Origin of the sequence: Parapedobacter sp. (assembly GCF_035556095.1) — a bacterium.
Classification (GTDB): Bacteria; Bacteroidota; Bacteroidia; order Sphingobacteriales; family Sphingobacteriaceae; genus Parapedobacter.
Genome location: NZ_DATMFT010000016.1, coordinates 48,343 through 68,812, shown reverse-complemented (window position 1 = coordinate 68,812; position 20,470 = coordinate 48,343). Strand labels below are relative to the sequence as shown.

Sequence of the window (20,470 nt, the reverse complement as noted above, 5' to 3'; positions counted from 1 at the left end):
TCCTATTTTATATCAACTTTGATAGTAGTTTTCTACGATTTTATTTAAAAACTCATTTTGATCTTCCGACCATAACCTGTCGGAAAAAATTTCCACTTCGTTATATCCGCGGAATCCTGCTGCTTCTGCCCACCCCCGAATCTTCCGAATGGGGATACAGCCTTCGCCCATCAGTCCGCGGTCGTTTAGGAAGTCGACAGTCGGGCTCATCCAATCGCAAATGTGGAATGCAAACAGATTACCGTTGCGGCCGCACCGCATAAGCTGCTGTTCCAGGTCGGGGTCCCACCAGATGTGATAGACATCTGCTGCTACCCCTACATAATCCGAACCGATTGCTTCGGCCATGTCGTTGGCTTGCGCCATGGTGTTCACGGCCGATCGGGTATCGGCGTACATCGGATGCAGGGGTTCGATGGCCAATTTGATGCCGTTTTCGATGGCGTATGGCAATATGGCCTCAATACCCTCCCGAATCTGCTGCCTAGACACTTCCAGGGTTTGACCGGGGTCCGCACCGCACACCAGCACAATCATGGGCGCTCCCAGGGCGGCGGCCTCGTCAATAGCTTTCCTATTGTCTGCCAGCGCGCTGTTTCTCTCCGCTGATGAAGTAGAGGGGAAAAATCCCCCCCTTACGAGAGATACGATCTCCAAACCGTGGGCACGCAGCATTTCCCCGGTATCGGCTATGTTCCGGCCATCCAGAAACTGCCTCCAAACCGAAATCCCCTTCACACCGACCCGGCTGTAGTTTTCTGCAGCTTCTTCGATCGACCAGTGCTTCGTGGTAATCGTGTGGATGCATAGTTTGCTGAGGTCAGCTATCTTCCCCGCACTCATAACACACCATTATAAAATGCATAATAGGGTTTATTATCGATGATCCGCTGCACGTAAAGGGCGGCCTCACGGGCATGGTAATCGCCCCACATGCTCGATTCACCGCAGGCTATCTGCTGACCCGCGGGGATATTGTCCCATCCATTCGGTTGATGATAAATGGAATGGAGAATAATACCCTGATGAGCTGCATCCGTGCTCAAATAGGGCTCAGCCAGCAACGAACGCAAAACCGTCAATCCTGCCTGCCAGTACTTAGTGCCTTTTTCCTCAGCGCCTTTCTCCTTCAAGTAATTCCCCAGCCTTAACAGTCCCTGCGCACCAATAGCAGCGGCAGAGCTATCTACGGGTTCAAAGTCGTTGTACGGATCGGCAGGCTTGGAAAGGTAATCGCCAAGCTTATGCAAGTTAGGAGCGCCCGTATCCCAATACGGGATACCGTCTGTAGGCGTGTGTTCAATATAAAAATCACATGTTGCCTCGGCAGCCCTGAGCATGAATTTCTCAATCTCTTCTCTGTTCCCATAAGCTGCCAGATCCTGGGCGGAAACGGTATGGAGGAACTCCAACTGTTCAGCGAATCCGACCATTGCCCAAGCAAGCCCCCTTGTCCAGGTAGAAAAACCAGTATAACCCTGCTGTGCATTGGGACTGCGGAAATTCCCGTCATTGGTATTGAAAATACTTTCATGAGCCGTTCGACCCCAAATATCATAGCTATCTCGCCCTTCACCGTAAAAGACGGAATAATCTGCCGTGGCTCGCATATGCTGCAACCCACGGACCAACAGGTTTACTTTCTCGTCATTTTCCTGTTGCAGCACATGCCCCAGTTTATGACTGAGCATCAAAATCCTAACGGTACGCATCGTATCGACGAAAAGGGAATGTGGACCATTGAAGGAATAAATGAAGCCGCCGTTTTTTATTGATGTCCATCTACTGGCCTGAACAGCGCCAGACACTTTCAATGCGAGCTCATAAAAATTCTTCTCCCATTCGTTGAACGGTGTTTTCCCTTCCACCATCAGCCGAAGTAGATTACCATAGGTGCTGACGTTATTGAACCCATGGTCGTGCACACCGATATGGCTCACATGCGGAGCCATGAGTGCCAACGTCTTCTCCCGCCCTTTTTCAAGAAATTCATTGTCACCCGTGGCGTCAAATTGCAGGATAGACGACCCGAACTGGAACCCCTGTGTCCATTCCGTCCAACCGCGGGTGGTATATTTACCGCCCACCGTAAACACGGGCGAACCCTTTCCGAGCTCATACTCGTTCTCGATAGCCGTGATTTTTTCACCCGAAAGCTCCCAAAACCGCCGTAACTGACCTGCCAAATCATTCGGCATTAGGTTAAAATCAATCCTAATCATTCAATAAACTTTTTTTGTGTTAAATGTTAATAATCAGCTTATAGAGTTCAAATTTACCCTTCCTTGGGGATGGGGATAGGCACTTTTTTGATTAAAGCTGGTACTTTTTGTTCAGTTGGGTTTACAATGGTAGGAATACGTGATTAATCTGGGTAGCGATGGTTACATCAGGCTTCTAGCCATAGCCTGCGAATCGTTGACAGGTCCTTTTCCATCGCACGAAATACTTCTTCTGGTTCGATTTTCAATTGTTTTGCCCCCGATTCAACCCCGCCCAACGGATACTCGATATGCAACGACGCAGGAACCTGTATATTGAAGTCCTTTAGCATCCGAAAATACGATTTAAAATCAACCATACCTTCACCAATTGGTGTGCCCACCGAACGCCATTGCCCTCCTTGTTCAACCCATTTAAAATCTTTGACCACAATCGTCTTTATGTGCGGTTGTATCAACTTGAGGCCATTTACCCAAGACCTGCCACCTTCTACTACTGCATGGCGGACATCATATTGCACCCCAAGGTAGTCGTGGTCCGCATGCTGCAAAACATCCCATAGTTCCCACAACGAGGCGCCCATCATAAGCCCGGCGTGATTCTGGTAGCATCCTACGATAGCTAGCCTGCTATTCAATTCGCTTAGTTCCTTGGCTCGCTTTTGGAAAAACCCGATCGATTCGGGTATACTCTTGTCTTTTAGGTATTGGAAATAGTCTGTCCTATAAAAAGAGATGCCAAGGCTCGCCGCCACTTCCAAAACGTTACGTCCCACGGTATCCGCTGGATCTGCCATCGCAGTAGCAATCATGGTAGATTGTAAACCCGCTCGCTGTATTTCGCCGATCGCTTTGGGCAAGTCGTCAGCTACCTTTTCCGGCACAACATGTCCGCCGGGTCGTACGGTGAGATCGACCCCATCAAAACCTACCCTTGCGGCAAACTCCGCCATGTGCTCATAGTCGAGAAAATGCAGGCACTTTGAAAAAATATGCACTTCCAATGCCTTTTCTCCTTCCGCCCTATTTTTTGGATAAAAACCGGGCGATACCACAGGCAGCACGGCAGCAGCAACTGCGGCTTGCTTAATGAAGTTTCTACGCGACAACTGTTGGTAGTGTTGAACGGGTGCCATCGGATTATCGACTATAAAGATTTAATATATAACACAAGCGATTCGATATCGCTATCAGAGAGCATCCCTAAATAAGAAGGCATCTCGGCATCGTATCCTTTTACAATTTTTTTAGCAGGCGTTAATATGGATTCGCGGATATAATCTTCGTCGGCAATTCCCGAGGTACCGTCTGCAAACTGGCGCTCCGACATGAATATATCCTTAAACGGAGGGCCGTAAAACCCATCGGTGTCGACACCGGGGGAATGACAACCTGCACATGCCACTGCCCTGAAAAGTTGAGCGCCTTTTTCTTGGGACGGACGCTCCTCGGCAGTTTCCGCCGAAATACTTGCAGCACGGTTTATCGACAAATCGATGGGCCCGCGAAACCCTTCCCTAGCCAAATTGATTTTGTCCACCTCGTTCACGGTAAACCAAAGACCGTCCTCCAACGCAGCACCATCTGTTGACCGTAGGTTATACAACACCTCCATTTGCATCACCTCCTCCATACCCGGCACAACAATCAAAACTGCTTTACGGTCGGCAGAGATATATGATGCATATACAGGCATCGATTCCTCTCCCGGTGTATCATCGAGTTTGAAGTGGCCCGACCCATATTCCTTGGTACGTTTGTAATTCCACCTTTTGACCTGGAAATTCAACGGGTTCATGGCTACTGTCGAATCCAGCGCTACACCGAATCGCAGGACAATTCCCTGCTCGCCCGCCTTGAATCGTTCAGGCAAATAAAATGGCAGGCCGGTATATCGCAAGCGAACAAATGCCGCTACACCTTTGGAACTCGAGCCCCATAAATTAAATCCAGTTATGTACAATTGGCCGTCAGCCGGGTTTATCGTTCCTTTTTGCGTTGGCGCCGGGTAGTTTGCGTGCAAATACGAAACACCTCCCTGGAGTGTGCTTGAAGTAGTATCGATGAGTACCTTGAACAAGCCTGGGCGGGCAAATGAAAAATGAATCATTTGCTCGTCTAACGGTCCCATCTTTCCGCCTGTAATCCATGTCTGACTGATACCCGAACGATCGACACGGTGTGGAATCCAAGCCAGCGGTGTTTTGATGGGTGCCTGACGATGCTCAGGCGCAGTGGGAAAACCGAAGTAGTCGCCTTTATCCACCAGCAACAACGGTGTAGAGGGCACGTAATTGCCTTGTTGATCTGAAGCAGACAGGATACCTTTAGTAGGATGGATACCGATATATGGCCCTCTCAACCCCGATGCAATGGTCTCCACCTCTCGCCCATCGGCCGACACCTTGAGGATGGTACCCCGCTGCGAAGAGCCACCAATACCCCCTTTTGCAATGTAGAAACCGCCGCCAGGTGCGGAAACCATATCTGCTGCCCATTCACGCGAATGTAGCGACTGCTCCATTCCGTTGCAGAAATTTTCATAGAAATCGGCCACCCCATCACGGTTCAGATCGTGCAGCCGCACAATACCTTCTTTTCCAAAGACGTAAATCACACCGTCCACCACGTCGATGCTCATGGGCTCATACAACCCTGAAGCAAACCGGCGCCACTTCAGTCGCTTCAAGCTCTTGTCTATCCCTTCCACCACCCAAACATCGCCGGAAAAAGTAACCACCGCCGCACGCTTGCCATCAAAAAAAGCCGCATCAGCCACCCGTACATTCCGCTTCCATGGATTGGGTAGCGGAAGCGTTAGGATATCGGTAACATAGGCAGCCGTATCAGGTGATAATGCTCCTTGTGTATAAACGGTCTCCTTCCAGTAAGCCGGTCCCCCGCGACTGAAATCGGGCATCTTGGTTTTAGCTTCGCTCAATATGTCCAAGAACGCACCTTTCTTTTCTGCTGGACCGTTCCACATCAGCACGGTGGCCTCCAAAGGATCAGTGGCTCGTGGGAAAAGCACCGTAACGTATTTGTTATCCACAATTGCCGGCGCCAAATCTTTCTCGTGATTCGTTACCACCCCGATTACCGTAACGGTGTCTCGGGCTTCTCCGTGGTAGATATACAGAACAGCGCCTGTTGCCTCGGTGTATGAGTCACTCCCCACCTCGGCGACATTGAGATACAATGCCCGTTGCAGTTCATCTAATTTGAACGTTCTTGAAAAGGCAGTTTCTTCCCCAAAACGTATGCTGCTGGGGTGCTCCATGATGTTTGTCGTCCCTATCGTATAGGACAATCCAACATCATCTCCTTTTAAATAGATGCCATTCCACCTACCGATCTGTTCCGGTATTGGCCCATATCGATGGGGGTCTGCATTGCCGGACGGATTCCTGGGGTCCGAAAAGCTTGGCGTGTCAATAGTCCACCCCGCATACTCACCCGTGGCTATCCTGGGCGTACCCAAGATCGACGGGATCTTATCCCCCTTATTGAAAAAGTCGTCATATGAAATTTGGGACATGGTTACCATGGGTAAGAATTCGCCATCCCAGGCCACCGACCACCGGAGTAAATCCATGTCAAATCCCACGTAGGCACTGTCACCAAGATTGATTGACAATGTCCTGGCGGAGCGGTTACGTTTCGGGAAGCCCGGACCTAGTTTATCGGAATTCAATGGCCCCGTGATAAAAGGAAACCCCTCCTCGACAAACGGTCCGATTTCGGCGGTCTCGAAATCATTGGTTGTAATAACCGGATGCCGTCCCCCGCAACCAGCAAGGATGAAGAACGCCGCTATACCCAGAAAAAGCCGTATATGCACCACTGTTTTTTCGTTTTCGAATGATACGTATTGAATTTATTTTTTTCGCAGCCCTTTTTCCGGCTTTACGTCATCTGCATCCATCGTGTAAGGCAACTGCCAGACCCTTCCTTTGGAATCGCCAAAATATAAATGGGATTCACTGTGGGTATGGGGGTCGCCATCACCCCAAAAGTATTTAAATGGATCTTTTCCATTCACTACTTTTCTCACGTAGTTGTGATTTAACTCGCTTTTCTTGGTAATCTGCTTTTTCGACTTCCAAGTCTTGCCATTATCTTTGCTTTCCCAGAGCACGAGCTCGCCGCCACCGCCCCATTGCTGGGGTGTGTTCTCGGTGGGCGCTATCACAACCCATTTATCCCCATCAATCCATAAGCTACCGGTATCATAATTATGATCCGAAGTCGTTATGGTGTGATTTTCCCACTTTTCTCCCGTCCAATGGATTACCTGCCATTCCCGCATTCCGTTTTGGGGCCCGGGTTGGTGCCCAGCGCCCGAAAGGTATAGTGCCGCCGGATTGCCATTCTTGTCAAAGGCAACGTCCTTGATATATACATTTTCTTCCTTTGAGAAGAATTCCCTGACTAAGGTAGGGTTGTCAACCTCGGTCACGGGGGTGGACACCGGCGTGCCCTCCGCGGTAGTCCACGTACGGCCGAAATCAGTAGTTTGCAGATAATAGATATTCGTTCTGCGGTCTACGTTTCCATTTGGATGCCAGTTATAAAAAAACACGATTTTCTCTCCGAGTTGACCGCTGATTTGATAGTGGCCGCCATTCTTGTCTTCCGGCCGTTTTATGGCTGCAAGTTGTTTGTCATCGGTCCACTCAACACCGTCCTTACTCGTACTAAAGTACAACAACCGAACGCCAAGATACTTGGTAAACAGGTGCAAAAAGCCTTCCCCGTCAACATATTTGGGTTGCGGATAGGTAATTTCCCGTTCCGAAATCATGTCAAACTTATCGATGGAATTCGGCAAACTGCTTTTATAGATAAATCCCGGCCGACCGCGCCCTCTCCCGCTCACAAACACCCAGATGTACCCATCTGAATCCATGGCTATGGACGGATTATCGTGTGGATCGAAAACACCCCCTTTATCGTATACGACTGTAGGTTTTTCAACAGTACCCGTTTTATGGTCGTAGCTTCCGATCATGCAGACCAAGTAATCACCCTTCGCCTTTGCTTTGGGATCGGTTGGATCAGCATCACTCACCCGGTCTTTTACGATCCCGCCGTAAACAAAGAACGTTTTGTCTACCGTTGGCGAATAGATAGCCAGTGGAATATGCTTGGCGGTATAGGTTCCCAAGCCGCCGGAATATTTATCCCCATATTCCGAAAATTGCCCCAACGTGAACCAAATACCCTGATACCCATCAACCTTTTCGTTATTTAATGACGGGTAGGGTTGTGCGACAGCCGATAAGCCATAAAAGGAAAAAACGGCGAGAAAACAAGCAAATCTAATCAAGTTCATCTGTTGTGTTATTAAGTTTATACATCAGTTATTGCCAAACAAACCCAACGGCGCACTTTTGAAAACCAACCCCGATCATGTTATAATTGGTGGGTCGACCATCAGTTTACCGAATAGAATTCAAATCTACCGCTCTCCGTTAAGTCGACTATGCACTTTTTATATTAATGCTGGTACTTTTCGTTTAGCTCCTTTCTGAATTGGGAGGGGCTCTTGCCCGTCTTCTTTTTAAACGTACGTGTAAAATAGGAAGGGTCTGTATAGTTTAAGCTGAAAGCAATTTCCTTGTTGGAAAGATCGGTATAAATCAACAAACGTTTGGCTTGTAAGATAAGCCTGTCGACGATGATCTCCGCGGCTGTTTTACCGATTATTTTTTTTACGGACCTATTGAGGATCGCGGGCGATGTACCCAGCATTTCTGCGTAATCTTGAATCAGGAGATGCTCCGTGAACTTTTTCTCAACAAGCATATTGAACTGCTGGACTTGCGAAAAATCGGGCGTATTCATTTTTTGCTTTTCCGCAAATTTCCACATATAATGTCGCTTGCATTTTAAAAGCAGCAACTGCAGATAGGTTCTCAAAATCTCACTATGCGACTGCTGTTTGAGGCGACTCTCTTTCTCCATTTGACGGACAATTAGTAAGATCTCTTCGAAAGAGCTTTCGTCTAAACCCAAGATGGGCAGCATGGTCGGGTTATTGAAAAACGGGAAATAAAAGAGTGGATCTTCCTGCCGCGTTGACCCCAATGGAAAAAATTCACTGGAAAAAACAATCAGGTAACCGTGGTAATCTTCATTTCTAAAAATACGGTGCACCTGCCCCGGGGAAAGAAAATGGACACTATTGGATTGGATTGAATAAGTCACAAAATCAATCTCGTGTTTACCACCGTCATCGATAAAAACGCATACTTCATAATAGCTATGCCGGTGCGGCCGATCGGTTTTATGTGGATAATGCTTATTATCTATTTCTCCACCCTTTACCTCATAGATTTGAAAATCGTGGAGGACTTCACCTCCCGGTGGTAATCCATACGTCTTTATACGATCGGTCATTCGTACGCTACTTTTTAAGGTTAAACAGTATCTCTCATGCGAACAACTATGTGCCCGACGTGATTAAAACAACCATTAAACACGTAGGGCAATCAAATAATACGCCATCTGATTACTAAAACTGCCGAAAGCAACCCGCATAAAGCACAAAAACTACTTAGCGATGCCTTCCTGTACCGGCTCCGATTCCCTAACCGCACCCAACCTCCGGCCACAATACAACCCATACCCAGCAATATACGCGTAACATAAGGCTGGAATGATAAACGATGGCTTAAGCCCTACCGTATCGGCCATCCATCCCTGCAACAGTGGGATTAAGGCACCGCCAAGAATACCCATTACCAATAAAGAAGCTCCTTGGCTCGTATGTGGGCCCAATCCGGTAATAGCCAGCGTGAAGATATTGGACCACATGATGGAGTTGAACAAACCAACTGCCAAAAGTGCCCACATGGCCCAACTGCCGCTACCCCACACGGTGGCGAGCAATAAACCGATATTTACCAGCGCAAAGACCAGCAATGTGCGGGCCGCCATAGACCGGCCAACCGCGAAAGCACCGAAGTTGAGCAAGACAAACAATAAAAATGCAGAAATCTGCACAAATGTCAAATCAACGATACTGTATATCAAGAGGAAGACCAGCATCGCGGCAACGACCATATACAGTACTTTCCGTCCTCCCTTTAGTTTATCATTCAATGAGATTGCCCCCAAAAACCGCCCAATCATCGCGCCTCCCCAGTAGAGTGCAAGGTAATTTTTCCCAACATGTTCACCCACACCCATCACTTCCGGCTGACTGATAAAACTGATGATCAGGCTTCCGATAGCAACTTCAGCACCCACGTAAAAGAAAATAGCGATTACGCCCCCGCGTAATTGCGGGAATGCCAAAGCACCCAGTTTACCCCCCTCTATTTCTTCGGCCTGGAATTTCGGCAGCCGCACGAACCAGACGAGCACGGCTACCAATACAAACAACAATCCGAAAATCAGGTATGGAACCTTCGTTGCCTCCGCCGTAATTTCACCGCCTTCCGCGAAAAACTCAAAAATAAGATATCCGCCCAAAACAGGCGCGATTGTCGTGCCCAACGAGTTGAACGCTTGGGCCATATTCAACCGGCTCGACGCCCCTTCAGGGCGACCCAGGATGGCTACATAGGGGTTAGCCGAAATCTGCAATAGCGTAAACCCCAGGCCCAGCGTAAACAGTGCCAATAAAAACATGGGATACACCGCCATCGTTTCAGCAGGATAAAAAAGCACACATCCCAATGCCGAAATCACCAAACCGATGATAATCCCACCCTTGTAACCAATTTTATTGATGGGATCTCCATAAAGATAGGAAACGAGAAAATAAACTACCGATCCAACGAAATACGCCCCGAAAAACGCGAACTGTACGAGCATTGCCTGAAAATAAGTCAGCTGGAAAAGCTCCTTCAGGTGTGGGATGAGGATATCGTTCATGCAGGTGATGAACCCCCACATAAAAAATAACGTGGTCAACGTAGAAAGAGCCACTCGGTAATTTGGTTTATTCTCCACTTGAGTCATAACATCGTTTACAATTGGATTTATAAGGATACAAACATAAGAAAACAATCTTGTGTATACAAGTTGAAGTGAGTCACTTTTTTGTGTATGTCAACACCGGCGACCCCGGCTCCACACCTAGTTAGCCGTTGCATTCGAATGGAAAAAGTGGCAATTTCCCGTTGGCAAATGCCTGATAAACCCAAAAGGTAACACGTCTCGTCACATAACCTGCGCTGTCTTGGGCATCAAAAAAGCCATCTGCTGGTTGGCGGATGGCTTTTCTATTGAAAACGCTACTTGCAATTATTTGATGATGTCGCGCAGACCTAATGCCTTGATGATGGCACGGTAGCGTGCGATGTCCTTATGGAAAAGGTATTTCAACAACGCCCGGCGTTTACCGACCAGCTTCTGCAATGAACGCTGGGTTGCGAAATCTTTGCGATTCGATTTCAGGTGCTCCGTGAGGTGCGCAATACGTTTGGTAAATAACGCCACCTGTCCTTCCGCGGAACCGGTGTTGGTTGCATTTCCTGCAAATTCAGCGAAAATGCCCGTTTTGTACTCTTTACTTAAATACATTACTTGAATAATATTAAAGCGTGAACTTAATGAAACAATAAAAAAATAATTAACGGCCGCAAAGGTACGCCAAATTTAGTTACGGTGCAAATGGGTTTACTTCATATCAAAAAACTCCTCGATAGGCACGCCGAGCGCTCCCGCCAGCACATACACTTGATAAGCCGACGGATTGACCCGCCCCTTTTCCATCCGGCTGATTGCCTGGAAATCTTTATCCATCAATGCCCCAAGCTCCATCTGGGTAAGTCCACGGCGTTCCCTAAGCACCCGGATACGCTGGCCCAACTGGGTTTTGAATGTTTGAATATCTATTGCCATTCGGCAAACAAGGGAAATGTTTGAAATTCACACTAAACATATTTGTTTAATAAAAATAAAACACATACCTTTGTTTCACCAAAGAGGACCAAATTATACAAGATCGTGAAAAAGCAACCAGACTACACATCAAGAACGCACCGTCACTTCCGGAGCCTGTTGGCCACCGTAAAGTGCTCGCCCGAATAGCATCCGCCCACGCCAACATCCCACGTTCTCCCAGAGACAGCGGATAGCCTAAGTCCCTAAATAGCGACTCATTGTTGTTAGGGAGATATCTATTTCAAAATTTTTAAACCAAGAACCGGATTATGTTGAAAACCAATCGCCAAACACGAAAAAATGCGACCGAGGCATTCCATCGGTTCAAGACGGGCGACGAAACCGGACTGAATTATTTCTATCGCGCCCATTACGACCACTACGCATGGCGGGCCGAGCGGTTCGTTAAGGACGATATGGTGGGCAATACCATTGCGCAGGAGGGATTTCTCCGCCTGTGGCTCATGCGCGACGTCATACGCGATGTAGCCCACCTGCACGAGTTCCTCGGCCAGCAACTCCGCGAAGCGGGCATGGCCTACTACCGGAAGAGCCTCAACCGTTTCCACCGTAGCATGCTGCGGCTGGATGGCATCGAAGATTTCCAGGAATTTATGCTGGGTAACGAACTGGAGGACGAAGCCGAGGAGGACGCCGTATATCTCGAACAACTGGAAGCAGAAAAACAACGGCAGCTGGCGCAGGTCAACCGACTGTTGCCCAACCTGACCGACCAGCAGCAGCTATTTCTTCGGCTGTGCCTGCGGTACAGCTTTAACTACGAACGGATAGCCTACCACCTCGGCGGCATCTCGGATTACGAGGTTGCCCAACGCGTGGAGCAATGCATTGCCAACCTGAAAGCTGCCCTCGCGGACACGACCAAGTTGGATAGCGCCACCCGCACCAAACCACTCATCGCCGAAGGCATGCTCACCGAAGAGCAGGCGCAGGTGCTGGCCATGCGGTACGACCTGCAGTATTCCTTTGAGGAAATCGCCGCGGCGCTGCAACTGGACGACACACGGGTGAAGTCGCTCTTCGTGCAGGCCTATGCGGTCATCAATAAAGCGAAACAATCGGCCTAAACCATGGAAAAGAAAACCATCATCCTGACGCGGAAAATACAGGTGTATGTGGATTGCGAAGACAAAGCGCAAAAAGATGCCCACTACAAGCAGCTGTATGAATGGCAGTTCCTGGCTTTCCAGGCGGCCAACCTCATTTTCACGAACCTGTATGTGCAGGATCGGGTGAAAGATCTGATTTACTTTACCGACGAGGTGAAGGTGAAGCTGGCCGACCGCGCCAAGGATGAGGAGGGCATCCTGAACACCTCGCGGATGAATACCACCTACCGCGTACTGTCCAGTAAGCTGCTTGGTAAGATGCCTTCTGAAATTTTTTCCAACCTGAATAATTCATTGACCAGCGTGTACAATACCGAGCGTACCGCCTACTGGAAGGGGGAGAAATCGCTGCGCAACTACAAGCGCAATATTCCGCTACCCTTTTCGGGCAAGTCGCTGAAATTCGTGGCCGACGAGAAGCACCGCGAATTCCGGTTTACGTTGTTCAAAATCCCGTTCAAGACCTACCTCGGCAAGGACAAAACGGACAAGCGCGTGCTGATACAGCGCAACATCGCGGGTACGTTGAAACTCTGCGCCAGTTCGCTGAAAATCGACAAGGGTAAGCTGTACTTACTGGCGGCCTTTGAGATGGAGCGCGATGCGCATCAGCTGAACGATTCGGTCATCGCCGAGGCATCGCTCTCCATCGAACACCCCATCGTGATGAAGGTGGGCAAGGCACAGTTCCAGATCGGCAACAAGGAGGAGTTCCTGCACCGGCGGCTGGCCATACAGGCCGCACGGCACCGCCTGCAGCGGGGGTCTACGTACAACCGGTCTGGCAAGGGCCGCCAGCGCAAACTGAAAAGCCTGGACGACTGGGATGCGAAGGAAAAGAAATATGTGGACAGCCGGCTGCACCTGTACAGCAGGCGGCTGATCGACCTGTGCCTGAAGTCCGAAGCGGGAACGCTGCTATTGGTGAACCAGCAGCAAAAGGAAGAAGTGGCGAAGGAGGAGGAGTTCCTGCTCCGCAATTGGAGCTACTACGGGTTGAAAGAAAAGATTGCCTACAAGGCGAAGAAGGCGGGGATTAATGTGATTGAGGAGTAAGTGGCGAGTTGACTGTTGACTTACGACTGATGACTTACGACTTACGACTAAAATAGTTCTTTGAAATTTTTGAGGCTGCTTGTACAGCCGTAGGGTGAGACTTAAGAAAGTACTCACTGAATACTTTTTTATTTTAAGATTTATACACAACACGATGTCTCTCGGCTGGAGTATCTACAACCTTTCGGGTATCAAATTGACATTAATCCTGGAAGATATACAGTTGAAAGCGAGTTTTTTATTAAGTCAACGATTGTTCCAAAGCCCTTTTTGAAAGGTATATACAACAGCGATGTTTGTGATATGAATAGCCAAAAGGGTGTCACAGATTTCAATTTGAAGGTATATACAGCTAATCCGACCGCAACATCGTCACGAGCGGAGGTGTTACGGATTCAAATTTGAAAGGTATATACAACATATAAAGTATTTTGGATTTAGTGCATTGTGGTATTACAGACCCCAATTTGAAAGGCATACGCAATTTCTAAAGTAAAAAGATATATACAACCCCGCCAGATTAATTATAAAGCCGTAAGACGGTATCATTGAGCACAAAGGTTATTTAATAATTGAGGCTGCTTGTACAGCCATAGGGTGAGGCCGGGTTGGCACTCACTGAATACTTTTTTATTTGTTACGAGCTTATTGGAATGCGGATGACGTGGATTTTGTTGATGGGCGCGGATTTTTTTGTTGGCTACCGAATTTGAAAGGTATATTGTTTGGAGACATTAGACGTCAGACACTAGACATCAGAAGAAGAGCGGTGTGGACACCCAATTTTGGAAAGGTACATGCAACAAAAACGTCAAGCGTCGCTCTATTTAGGTATTACAGACCCCAATTTGAAAGGTATATAGAACACTAAGAGTCTTGCGGCTACAATTTCTGAGGGTGTTAACTACCCCAATTTGAAAGGTATAGTGTTTTGAGACATCAGACGCCAGACACTAGACATCAGACGCGGCTCGGATCGAGTTATGCCATTTGAAAGGTATATACAACTGGCTACTGGGTAGTGTTCCTATCAGCTGGGTATATACAACTACCTGGAGCGGGATTCTAATTGCCTCGGCGGTGTTACAGACCACATTCTGAAAGGTATATACAACTGATACTTTTGTAGCCTATAAAAAGCTTGGTGTTACAGACCCCATTCTGAAAGGTATAATGTTTTTTAGACATCAGACGCCAGACATCAGACGGGGTACCGTCTTTAACCTTGTTCAGGGTAGGGAAGAGTTGTTCATTAAATGATAGTGAGGTCTTTTAACCGGCTGAAATGTTTGCGATTAAGCGAAGCGCATGGTACTCCCAAAGAAAGCGCTGTTGAGGCTATGAATAGGTCTGCAATGGCAATTTGGTTTTTGGATGCTTTCAATTGATTGTTGAGGCCTACCGCAATTTCGGCAATTGACGAATCAAGGGGAATCACGGGAATCTCTTTTAAAAGACGTGTCCAAAACGGCAATTGGTCATCTTTTGCACCAACGTAAATCTCAAATTCAGTGATAACTGAAATAACAAACCCTTCGTAATGATCGGTTAATTCATATAGACGGATTCTGGTTTTGTCTTTCTTCCGGAAATAATCAATAAGAATAGATGTATCCAAAAGGATTAGGGATTCCGCCTTTGATTGATGGATTTTCGGGCTTCTGCAATAGAGGCAAGTTGTTCCTTTTCAAAAACAGGCCCGCTTAGCAACAGTTCTTTAAGAGCCTTATTTGGCTGAACCGCTAAGGTTACTGGTTTATCCAGTTCCTTTTTCAGTAAAGCCAATTGACTATCCGGCAAACTTCTAATTGCAGACAGTAGTTCATTGAAACCTAATTTTACATTTAATTCCATAGAAACAAATTTATGAATATTGATTCCGATTCACAAATTTTTCAAACCTATTTGGGAGCATTATTTGAGGCTGCTTGTACAGCCATAGGGTGAGGCCGGATTGGCACTCACTGAATACTTTTATACAATCGAGCCTCGCAGTCGAAATCGATTTGGAGGTTTATTGGCCCCATTTTGAAACGTAAATGCAACGGTATTCTTCAAACATTGAAAAAAACCGGATGTTACTAATCCCATTTTGAAAGGTGTATACAACGGTTGGTCACCCTCGGGTCTAAAGTGTGCGGGGAGGTGCTACTAACCCCAATTTGAAAGGTATATGCAACCCAAAACATCATTCGTCTCAGCTCTCGCAACAATTCGATATCATTAGCCCTATTTTGAAAGGTATATACAACTCTTTAACTTATCGGTCAATCCGAACGACAGGGTTTCACTTATCCCAATTTGAAAAGTATATCCAAAGGCTGGGTGTCTATTAACCATCACGTTTCTTTGTTATCCGCCCATTCGAAAGGTGGCCGCAATTCCTTAATCTTTGCTCCTTTCATCATTATTCGGGGCAGAGGGGGGATAGTTTGAAAGGTATATGCAACTCTTTAATCTTCCGGGTTCTTTGCAATATTGGTGTCACTAACCCCAATTGAAAGGTATATACAACTCGCACCGTGTTGTTGTGTCAGGTCAGATCGGTGTTATCAACCCCAATTTGAAAGACATTAAACCACAAAAATAACTGTTTTAATTAGCGCAGTTAATGGCTACAGACCTCAAATTAATAGACGCAGGTACTCGGATGTTCCTATCATAAGTGTGTTGGTAACCACGATTTGAAAAGCGGATGCAACTAAAAATAATACTATTAATATTTGCTCAGCGAAGGCTATTTATCGATTGCTAATTACTAAACCAGCAAAATAGACAAAAATATTTGGCTATATTTGAATACCATTAAGGAGGTTTTAATGAAAACGATAGCCATTAACGTGCCGCCAAACTTAGCCGAAGCATTTGAAAAGGCTGATGCGGAAAGGAAGAGGACTGCTGAACTTTATATCAATGCTTGGCTTGTTGATTTCTTTGGTAATCAATCAGCTAATGAGCGGTTGTTTGACATCATGAAAACAGCAACTGCTGAAGCTAATGCTAAGGGTTTCAATGAGACGGAGCTGCAGGAACTCTTGAAATCGGATGAATAAGTTTTTTGTATTCGACACCAATACGCTAATCAGTGCAGTGTTTAATGAACATTCTCCGCCTGCCTTAGCTTTGAAGAAAGCGAGGACAATTGGAACACTTTTGGTGTCGGATGAAATCATTGCCGAATATTTAATAGTTTTCGCCCGTGACAAATTCAACCGATGGTTGTCTTTGGAGACCCGTATCGCGTTTATTGAAAATATTATAGCCAATGCGTTGCCTATTCAAATAGCCGAAAAGATACAAGCATGTAGAGACCCGAAAGATGATAAATATTTATCTTTGGCTGTTTCAGCGCAGGCTGATGCAATTATAACTGGTGATAGTGATTTGTTGGTTATGAATCCATTTCAACAGATTCCAATTTTAAATGCCTCTGATTTTCTATTACTTTGAGGCTGCTTGTACAGCCGTAGGGTGAGGCCGAGTTGGCACTCACTGAATACTTTTTTATACGGTTTGTTGAAACACGGACGACACAGATTTAGCGGATTGACACGGTTTTTTTGTTGTTGACCGAATGAAAGGGCATATACAACTAAAACGCCGCCCTATTTAGGCTTGCCGAAGGTATTACAGACCCCCTACCCGCCCTTTGCTATTACATATCCCAATTTGAAGGATGGTCGCAATCCTTAATCTTTATTCCTTTCACCCTTGTTCGGGGCAGAAGGGAGTTGGCTTGAAAGGTATATTTTTTTGAGATATGAGACATTACGCTTTACTGTTCAGGCAAATGAAACCATATTTTGAAAAGATGTATTTCATTGGTATCTTTGTTTTAAACGTGGTTCGTATGATACAGGCGACTTTGCATATTGATAGTGAAAAAAAATGGGCAGCAATAAGAGCGGTATTAGAAGCTATGGATGTTGCGTACGACACACAGGAACCCATAAAGGAATTCAGTGACAAAGAACGGGTGCTGTTGGAGCGGGCGGAGGCTGATGTTGCAGCAGGCCGATTGCACAAGTTTAAGTCCCATCGTGAAATATTGGGGCACTAGGACCTATCCGTGATTAGAGAAGTTGAATATACCGAGACCTACAAAGAAACCCTGTTAGCTATTGTTTCGATGGTTGAGCGCGATTGGGATGATCGGCACGTGAATCGCTTTCTAGACCAATTGGATGATGTAATTGATAAAATCCAAGCCCATCCTTATCTGTTTCAGGCCTTACCGGTGAACCCGAGATATCGGAGGTGCGTGATTTCCAAACAAACCTCGTTGGTCTACGAAGTTGCCGATTCGAAGATTGCGCTCCTTTATCTGTTTGACAATCGTCAGGAACCATTTTTTTGAGGCTAGGCATTACTTAGGCTTTCGTATAAATCTAATGCTGGGATGCAATCTTCAACCGGAACGTCGTTTTGCCTTAAAAGGAAGACCTTTTGTTCTTCGGTCAGTTGAAACTCATCTTCTCTAGTTTCATACGTGGCACCTATAAGTTCTAATACCTCAAGAAAAAAGGAGGTTTTATCTTCGGGAACCGATACATTGAACATTGTCATACCCAATGATAATGAAATTCACTTGAATTAGGCAAATGCTCAATAACGTTCTTTGAAAGATTTGAGGCTGCTTGTACAGCCGTAGGGTGGGGCCGGATTGACACTCAATGCACCTCCAAACTTAGCCGAAGCATTTGAACAGCGGCGCATCACGTAAGGGTCAGCTGGCGGTTAGGGTGCGGTCACCTTGCAGTCAAGGTGTGAAAAACAGCAAGTAAACTGCCAACGCACAGCAGGCAGAGCGCCAAGCCACCCGCAGCAGTCTGGGAGCAGGTAGGCAAACATCCAGTAGCCATCACACCTTAATATAAATCTTCTTCTTATCCAACACGTAGCAAATGCCCCAGCAAAGAGCTAAAAACGCCAGCGCGTAACAGAATGATCCCACTTCGGGCGGTCCGGGTACGTGCGCACACACTTCGGTATAGAACCACCGGAGTGGTGTGGTATAACGCGTTCCGCCCGAATCGTCGACACCCATCGGGATACGAATCAATCCCAACAACCGCGGCAACACGCCGCTGAGCACGAAAATGAACAGTGGGTTCTTGCCGAAAACATCGAAAAAGCGGGTCAGCCAGTTCCGCTTGCCAAGCACTTCGATAAACCAGATCATCACCCCGATGGTGAACAGTGCAAGGCCACTGGTGTAAAGCACGTATGAGCTCGTCCATATTTTCTTATTGATGGGGAACTCCAACCCCCAGAATAAGCCCAGCAACGAAAGCAGTGCTGCAACCACAAATAGGCCGGCCAACATTTTATAACGTGGTTCAGCCGAAGCCTGTAATCGCGGCCACAGCCAGCCCACCTGCCCCTGCGCCCGTATGTACCGACCGGTGAGGTACCCCACTACCACCTGCACGATGGCCGGCAGTGTGCTCATCAACCCTTCGGGATCAAACGGGACGCCCTCACCCCGGTACAGATGGGCAACACCCAACACGTCTTTATCAACCGCCGTACCGAACCAGCCTGCCAAACTGTATGGGTCACTGCCACCGAAAACCACACACAGCAACCAATATCCGAGCAACAAAATAGCCGAAACGATGATGACCCACTTTTCCTTGAGGTAATACACCACAATGGAAGCAAAACAGTAGGCTAGCGCAATACGCTGCAACACACCGAAAATGCGGATGCCACGCTCGGGGTCCTCGGGGTCTACCCAATGTTTGAACGCCAGCACATCCCCTTCCCAGCGCACAAATGGCCACCAGTTGAGCAACAGTCCAATACCGAAAATCAATACGGTCCGCTTCAACACTTTCTTCCAAAATACGGCATCACCCGCTTCCCGCAGGCGTGGCATCACAAAGGCCATCGCGTTGCCCACGGCAAACAGGAAAAACGAAAACACCAAATCCGTAGGTGTAAGCCCGTGCCATTCGGCGTGGCCCAGTGGCGAAAAAAGATGGGCCCAGCTACCGGGATTATTCACCAGGATCATCAGTGCCACCGTAGCACCTCGAAACACATCTAAAGAGTAGTATCGCTTGTTCATTTTTAGTTAAATTGATAATGGATGGTTTATCGTCACGTCAGCAAATCATCACATCAACCAGTCGTCACATCAAATCCGCCCCACAAATAACCTCGTCTTATACGACAGCCGCACTTTGCCAGCTCGCTGGTGCGCCTGAAACAGTGCTGCTAAAGTCGCCATCATTTGGGGTAGTGCCGGCGAGGTCTCATCCGGCAGAAACGAATAAGACAACGTGCGGCCCAGCAGTTGTTCATAGGTCAGCGTATCCACATGTCCGAAGATGCGATATTTCGGCCGTGATGGCGTAAAAAAAGAATGGACCTCTACGGTATCCATCTTTCGTTGGCTCACTTGGAGGTAATCTGTTGCATACGTACGGATAAACGCCTCGTAATCCGCTTCGAAAGCACTGCGTGTATTCCGCAGGTTCCACACAATGGCCACATGCGCAGCGTTACGGCCCACCCGTTCAAACTCCGCCCGTGTCCTAACCAAATCGAACCAATGAAAGGCTTGGGCAGAGACGAACAGGTCCACCGAACGATCGGGTAATCCGGTTGCTTCGGCAGTTCCATCCAAAAAGACACATCGCGCGCATCCGGCCAACCGCCGGCGGGCCATGCTACGCATCTGCACGTTGGGCTCTACCGCATATACCTGATTACCCCACATGGCAATCTGCTCTGTAAAGATCCCTGTCCCCGCTGCAATATCAGCAATAACAAGATTAGGAGTAATGGGTACTGATTCGTGGAGGAACTGAAACAGCGTACGGGGATAGCCCGGCCGAAACTTATCGTAGTTCTCGGCTCGATGGGAAAACCGCTGTATACTATCCTGCTGCATAGACATCCGACCTCTAACTGAATGAGTTTTTGATTGGTTATGAGTAATCTAAGGAAAGTAAAAGTAGGTAAATCAGTTGACAAATACCGTGGCTCCCCTATTAATACCGTTACATTTTCCTAGATTAATTCAAATAGCAAAAAATAAAATAACTGATTATCAATAACTAACATTATCTTAATACTTTTTTTTAATAAGTTGTTAAAACTAGACACTTATTTTATTAAGTTTGCATTAATTATTACACGATAGCCAGTTATAGC

The 20,470-nt window shown here is 47.2% G+C and carries 20 protein-coding genes; 6 read left to right on the top strand and 14 right to left on the bottom strand.

Annotated features, from left to right (window positions below; all coding sequences use genetic code 11):
• Window positions 1-12: 12 nt before the first annotated feature.
• The 9 genes from VNQ80_RS07440 to VNQ80_RS07400 all read right to left on the bottom strand — a co-directional run bounded on the left by VNQ80_RS07440 (window position 13) and on the right by VNQ80_RS07400 (window position 11,078).
• The gene (locus VNQ80_RS07440; RefSeq protein ID WP_325637044.1) at window positions 13-843 is read right to left on the bottom strand and encodes a sugar phosphate isomerase/epimerase family protein; all 831 of its coding nucleotides are present in this window, start codon (window positions 841-843) and stop codon (window positions 13-15) included.
• A complete protein-coding gene (locus tag VNQ80_RS07435; RefSeq protein WP_325637042.1) occupies window positions 840-2,222 on the bottom strand; it encodes a hypothetical protein in 1,383 nt (460 codons plus the stop codon). Before VNQ80_RS07435 ends, VNQ80_RS07440 begins: the two co-directional genes overlap by 4 nt.
• A 167-nt stretch (window positions 2,223-2,389) precedes the next feature.
• Complete coding sequence (locus VNQ80_RS07430) at window positions 2,390-3,358, bottom strand: sugar phosphate isomerase/epimerase family protein (RefSeq protein ID WP_325637040.1); 969 nt, start codon at window positions 3,356-3,358, stop codon at window positions 2,390-2,392.
• Between the two features lie 11 nt (window positions 3,359-3,369).
• Window positions 3,370-6,066 carry a DUF6797 domain-containing protein gene (locus tag VNQ80_RS07425; RefSeq protein WP_325637038.1) on the bottom strand — a complete coding sequence of 899 codons (2,697 nt, stop codon included), beginning with the start codon at window positions 6,064-6,066 and terminating at the stop codon, window positions 3,370-3,372.
• 33 nt (window positions 6,067-6,099) lie between these two features.
• Window positions 6,100-7,557, bottom strand: coding sequence for a BNR-4 repeat-containing protein (locus VNQ80_RS07420; protein WP_325637036.1), 1,458 nt, complete (start codon window positions 7,555-7,557; stop codon window positions 6,100-6,102).
• 164 nt (window positions 7,558-7,721) lie between these two features.
• Window positions 7,722-8,624, bottom strand: coding sequence for an AraC family transcriptional regulator (locus VNQ80_RS07415; protein ID WP_325637034.1), 903 nt, complete (start codon window positions 8,622-8,624; stop codon window positions 7,722-7,724).
• Window positions 8,625-8,777: 153 nt separating this feature from the next.
• Entirely contained in the window at window positions 8,778-10,193 is a 1,416-nt protein-coding gene (locus VNQ80_RS07410; RefSeq protein WP_325637032.1) for a sugar MFS transporter, read from the bottom strand.
• Between the two features lie 285 nt (window positions 10,194-10,478).
• On the bottom strand, window positions 10,479-10,757 hold the full coding sequence (gene rpsO / locus VNQ80_RS07405) for a 30S ribosomal protein S15 (protein ID WP_325637030.1): 279 nt from the start codon (window positions 10,755-10,757) through the stop codon (window positions 10,479-10,481).
• 96 nt (window positions 10,758-10,853) lie between these two features.
• Window positions 10,854-11,078 (bottom strand): helix-turn-helix transcriptional regulator, encoded by a 225-nt coding sequence (locus VNQ80_RS07400; RefSeq protein ID WP_325637028.1) that lies wholly within the window; start codon window positions 11,076-11,078, stop codon window positions 10,854-10,856.
• A gap of 311 nt (window positions 11,079-11,389) precedes the next feature.
• Between VNQ80_RS07400 and VNQ80_RS07395 the strand changes: the two genes are divergently transcribed.
• Window positions 11,390-12,208, top strand: a complete 819-nt coding sequence (locus VNQ80_RS07395) for a sigma factor-like helix-turn-helix DNA-binding protein (protein ID WP_325637026.1) — start codon at window positions 11,390-11,392, stop codon at window positions 12,206-12,208.
• Window positions 12,209-12,211: 3 nt separating this feature from the next.
• On the top strand, window positions 12,212-13,306 hold the full coding sequence (locus VNQ80_RS07390) for a hypothetical protein (protein WP_325637024.1): 1,095 nt from the start codon (window positions 12,212-12,214) through the stop codon (window positions 13,304-13,306).
• 1,252 nt (window positions 13,307-14,558) lie between these two features.
• On the opposite strand, the gene VNQ80_RS07385 is transcribed toward VNQ80_RS07390, so the two are convergent.
• Together VNQ80_RS07385 and VNQ80_RS07380 are read right to left on the bottom strand one after the other, a co-directional pair.
• Window positions 14,559-14,924 (bottom strand): type II toxin-antitoxin system VapC family toxin, encoded by a 366-nt coding sequence (locus tag VNQ80_RS07385; RefSeq protein WP_325637022.1) that lies wholly within the window; start codon window positions 14,922-14,924, stop codon window positions 14,559-14,561.
• Between the two features lie 5 nt (window positions 14,925-14,929).
• The gene (locus VNQ80_RS07380) at window positions 14,930-15,160 is read right to left on the bottom strand and encodes a hypothetical protein (protein WP_325637020.1); all 231 of its coding nucleotides are present in this window, start codon (window positions 15,158-15,160) and stop codon (window positions 14,930-14,932) included.
• A gap of 965 nt (window positions 15,161-16,125) precedes the next feature.
• Here VNQ80_RS07380 and VNQ80_RS07375 point away from each other — a divergent pair.
• The 4 genes from VNQ80_RS07375 to VNQ80_RS07360 all read left to right on the top strand — a co-directional run bounded on the left by VNQ80_RS07375 (window position 16,126) and on the right by VNQ80_RS07360 (window position 17,663).
• A complete protein-coding gene (locus VNQ80_RS07375; protein ID WP_325637018.1) occupies window positions 16,126-16,359 on the top strand; it encodes a hypothetical protein in 234 nt (77 codons plus the stop codon).
• Window positions 16,352-16,756 carry a putative toxin-antitoxin system toxin component, PIN family gene (locus VNQ80_RS07370; protein WP_325637016.1) on the top strand — a complete coding sequence of 135 codons (405 nt, stop codon included), beginning with the start codon at window positions 16,352-16,354 and terminating at the stop codon, window positions 16,754-16,756. The genes VNQ80_RS07375 and VNQ80_RS07370 overlap by 8 nt, the downstream gene beginning before the upstream one ends.
• A gap of 400 nt (window positions 16,757-17,156) precedes the next feature.
• On the top strand, window positions 17,157-17,366 hold the full coding sequence (locus VNQ80_RS07365; protein ID WP_325637014.1) for a hypothetical protein: 210 nt from the start codon (window positions 17,157-17,159) through the stop codon (window positions 17,364-17,366).
• Between the two features lie 9 nt (window positions 17,367-17,375).
• On the top strand, window positions 17,376-17,663 hold the full coding sequence (locus VNQ80_RS07360; protein WP_325637012.1) for a type II toxin-antitoxin system RelE/ParE family toxin: 288 nt from the start codon (window positions 17,376-17,378) through the stop codon (window positions 17,661-17,663).
• A 2-nt stretch (window positions 17,664-17,665) separates the two neighbouring features.
• Here the strand turns inward: VNQ80_RS07360 and VNQ80_RS07355 are convergent, their stop codons facing one another.
• The 3 genes from VNQ80_RS07355 to VNQ80_RS07345 all read right to left on the bottom strand — a co-directional run bounded on the left by VNQ80_RS07355 (window position 17,666) and on the right by VNQ80_RS07345 (window position 20,213).
• Window positions 17,666-17,872: a hypothetical protein gene (locus VNQ80_RS07355; protein ID WP_325637010.1), complete on the bottom strand. Its 207-nt coding sequence runs from the start codon at window positions 17,870-17,872 to the stop codon at window positions 17,666-17,668.
• A 295-nt stretch (window positions 17,873-18,167) separates the two neighbouring features.
• Window positions 18,168-19,379, bottom strand: a complete 1,212-nt coding sequence (locus tag VNQ80_RS07350) for an acyltransferase family protein (RefSeq protein ID WP_325637008.1) — start codon at window positions 19,377-19,379, stop codon at window positions 18,168-18,170.
• Between the two features lie 69 nt (window positions 19,380-19,448).
• Window positions 19,449-20,213 (bottom strand): class I SAM-dependent methyltransferase, encoded by a 765-nt coding sequence (locus VNQ80_RS07345; RefSeq protein WP_325637006.1) that lies wholly within the window; start codon window positions 20,211-20,213, stop codon window positions 19,449-19,451.
• Window positions 20,214-20,470 lie beyond the last annotated feature (257 nt).